The organism is Nostoc sp. (assembly GCF_035638895.1).
Lineage (GTDB): Bacteria > Cyanobacteriota > Cyanobacteriia > Cyanobacteriales > Nostocaceae > Nostoc.
Genome location: NZ_DASQZC010000344.1, coordinates 1 through 3,252, shown reverse-complemented (window position 1 = coordinate 3,252; position 3,252 = coordinate 1). Strand labels below are relative to the sequence as shown.

Below are 3,252 nucleotides of genomic sequence, written 5' to 3'. Positions count from 1 at the left end.
GTTTTACCACTGACAATCCCAGACCATTGAACTTTTTTCTCTTTCTCTCGGCGGTAAGAAAAGAAATGCTCTGGAGTTTGGAAAGTACAATAAGGTGCGATCGCAATTTGTTCTGCACTAATCCCCATGTTTTCCAGTTGTAAGGTATTCACTCGCCGCACATCCAGCCGTACCTTTCCTGGATTGGGGTCTTCCAATAAGGGTGAATTTGGTAATTCATGCAATGCTTGAACAATTTTTTCTTCGTCTTCATGTGATATAATGCTAGCCCCAATTTCGGCAGCCACTTCGATAGAGACTTGGTAAACCTCACCAGCGATCGCTGGCCCCATAGCAATACGTAAATCATCAAGCTTACTGCCTTGAGATTGTAATCGAGCGATCGCTAAGGGAACAATCTTCTTGGCAGTCCCTCGCCAGCCTGCGTGTAATGCTGCCACCCGTCCAGTTTGCACATCCCCAATCAACACGGGTGTACAATCTGCGCTAGCTACCCAAATGGCTTGGAGAGGCTGTTCGCTAACTAAACCATCCGCCGATGCTAAATCCTCCCCAGCAGTGCAAAAGATGTTTTCAACTTCTTGGGGGGTGAGAACAGTATTGCCATGAACCTGCTTTAAGCGATAGACTGATGCCTCTGGTTGCAATACTTCTGTGATAACTTGTGGCGATCGCGGCCAAAACTGCTGGGTAAAGAAGCCGTGATGCCAACGTTCCAGAATACTACAAGTTAGATAGGGCAGTCCTTCCCAATTGCGCCAGTGCCAAGTGTGCATCTTCAACCAAACCTAAACAGAAATCACTCATTAGCCAATCAATGCTAACTTGAACAACGGAATTTGGGTTAACTGCTGTGGGATTTAATTTGCAAAACTTGGAAGCAGCCTTGAAAGCAGGGCGTAAGTATACATATTTACCATTTTCCGTCCACTTTTTTGAAAGCGTCTCTTCAACTAACCAAACCCTCTGGAACTTACTTAACCAAGGGGCTATTTCAGGAACAGTCGTAATCGCAACTGTGCAATCTGCTGGACGAGGACAATGGGGCCGTGAGTGGATTTCTCCGGTTGGCGGATTATATATTTCCGTGGCGATTTCTTTCGACCACAAAATAGAGGCTATTGACAGCTACCAGCTAACTTTTGCTACTGCTTGGGGAATTGCGTCTCAATTGCGTCAGTGCGGTGTTGATGTTGGGATAAAATGGCCCAATGATTTAGTTTTAAATGGTCGCAAATTAGGCGGCATTTTGACAGAAACCAAAGTAAACAAAGGACAAATCACCCAAGCAGTAATTGGTGTTGGTATTAACTGGACAAACCCAGTACCAGAAACTGGAATCAATCTGGAATCGTGGCAAGCTTCTCAAGATTTCAGACCAATTTCTTGTCTGGAAATGCTCACCTCTAAAGTCTTGATGGGAATAGAATCCGGTATGGAGTGCCTTTGTCAAGAAGGAGTAAAGGTACTCTTGTCTCGCTATTTAGATTTGCTTATAAATATGGGCGATCGCGTCTACGTCAACAATCTTTCAGGTAAAGTAGTTGGGGTGACTCCTCAAGGAAATTTAAGAGTTGATTTAGAAACACATGACACAAAGGAACTAATTACACCGGAAATTTATATTGAACCCGGTACAATCAGTTTGGGGTACCATAAATCTTCCGTTTAAATTTGAGGTTTGTTCAAAATTCCGCTCTTTGGGCAAGACAAACCACTAGCATCATCTCTTTAGGCTAATTACACACAACTGAGAGAACAAATGACGCAGCGCAATAATTCTGCCCCTCATCGTTTGCATTACTTATGGCAGCAAGGTCTAACAAAAAAACGTTTTGCCTCAACACTACCAGCCCAGAGCCTCTGTTGGCTCAGTAGCGTCAGCCTCCTTAGCAACGGCTTTGTGTTTGCTCAAACAGAAACACAAATAGACAACATAGTTCCCACAGTTGAAAGTTCCAAGCCTTCAGCAGTTATAAATCCAGTTAAAAAGCAGGCTGTTGCGCCCGAAGCTGCTCAAGCGCAACCGGAATTTTCCCAACGGCGAGCCAGACTCAGAAAGAGATTAGGCAAGCCAGAGGTTGCTCAATCAAAAGAGCCAGTTAGGCAGTCTACACCCAAAATCGAAGCTGCCCAACCTGTTGTGATTATCAGACAGTCAAAACCCAAGGTAGAAGCCTCCCAGGTTACTCCTGCACGGGTGAGACAGGAAAAACCCAATACCCCTGCCCGCTCTTTACCTGAGAAACTTCCAGAAGTTGCTCAACCATCAAATAACTCGAACAGCGCTGTTAGTGCAACGGCGGGGAAAATCAAGGATTATAATAACGCCTATATTGATCCTAATAGTTATGACAGTGGTGCTACAGGTACTTATCAAGCACCAAATTCCGTAATTCTCACAGAACGCTCCAGTGGTTGTCGAGCCATTTTGCCATCAGGACAAAGTGTATTAGGCGGCGTTTGCGCCAAAGTACCCCAAAGAAGTGTAGCTGATTCTAATAGTAAACCAGCACCTAATTGGCTCAAAAGAAGTCAAAATGCCCAATTACCAGTAGTTTCACCTGTGCGGCAGATTGTATCTTCTACTGGCAACACCAGCAGATGGCGTGCTACTCCAACTCAAAGTGGTTCTAGCGGTGTCACCAAGAGCGCATTTCGCCCGAATCGGTTTATCCCAAGTCCTGGCGAGTTCAGCCCCACAACAGTGAGTACAACTCCCATCGCACCCAGTGGCGGTACTTTACCTCCACCAATGGCAGATGGCAACATTGCACCCCGTCCCAGCAACGTAGCTTACGACTTCTCACTAGCATCAGTATTGCCACAAATCCCCTACACGGGGAGAGTTGCATATAGTGGTACGGGAATGATGTATCCATTGTCTATACCCGCTACCATTACTTCTGTATTTGGTTGGCGAGTTCATCCAATCACAGGTAATCAACGCTTCCATGCTGGTACAGACATAGGTGCGCCTACGGGTACGCCAGTTCTGGCCGCCGCCGCCGGTCAAGTGGAAACTGCTAACTGGTTGGGCGGTTATGGTTTAACCGTTACCCTGAATCACAAATCGGCTCAACAAACTCTTTACGGTCACATGTCAGAAATCTTTGTTCAACCCGGTCAGTGGGTAGAACCTGGAACTGTGATTGGGCGAGTTGGCAGTACCGGGAACTCCACAGGTCCTCACCTGCACTTTGAAGTCCGTCACCTGTCACCAAACGGGTGGGTTGCTACTGACCCAGGCAT

3 protein-coding genes are annotated in these 3,252 nt (G+C 46.2%); 2 read left to right on the top strand and 1 reads right to left on the bottom strand.

Going from position 1 to position 3,252, the window contains the following annotated elements:
- On the bottom strand, positions 1-776 hold a 776-nt coding region (gene pgeF, locus VE944_RS16770; RefSeq protein ID WP_324978985.1), incomplete at its 3' end, for a peptidoglycan editing factor PgeF.
- Positions 777-853: 77 nt separating this feature from the next.
- Here pgeF and VE944_RS16765 point away from each other — a divergent pair.
- A complete protein-coding gene (locus tag VE944_RS16765) occupies positions 854-1,672 on the top strand; it encodes a biotin--[acetyl-CoA-carboxylase] ligase (RefSeq protein WP_324978982.1) in 819 nt (272 codons plus the stop codon).
- A gap of 90 nt (positions 1,673-1,762) precedes the next feature.
- Positions 1,763-3,252 (top strand): M23 family metallopeptidase (locus VE944_RS16760; RefSeq protein ID WP_324978979.1); only part of this gene is annotated, 1,490 nt, incomplete at its 3' end.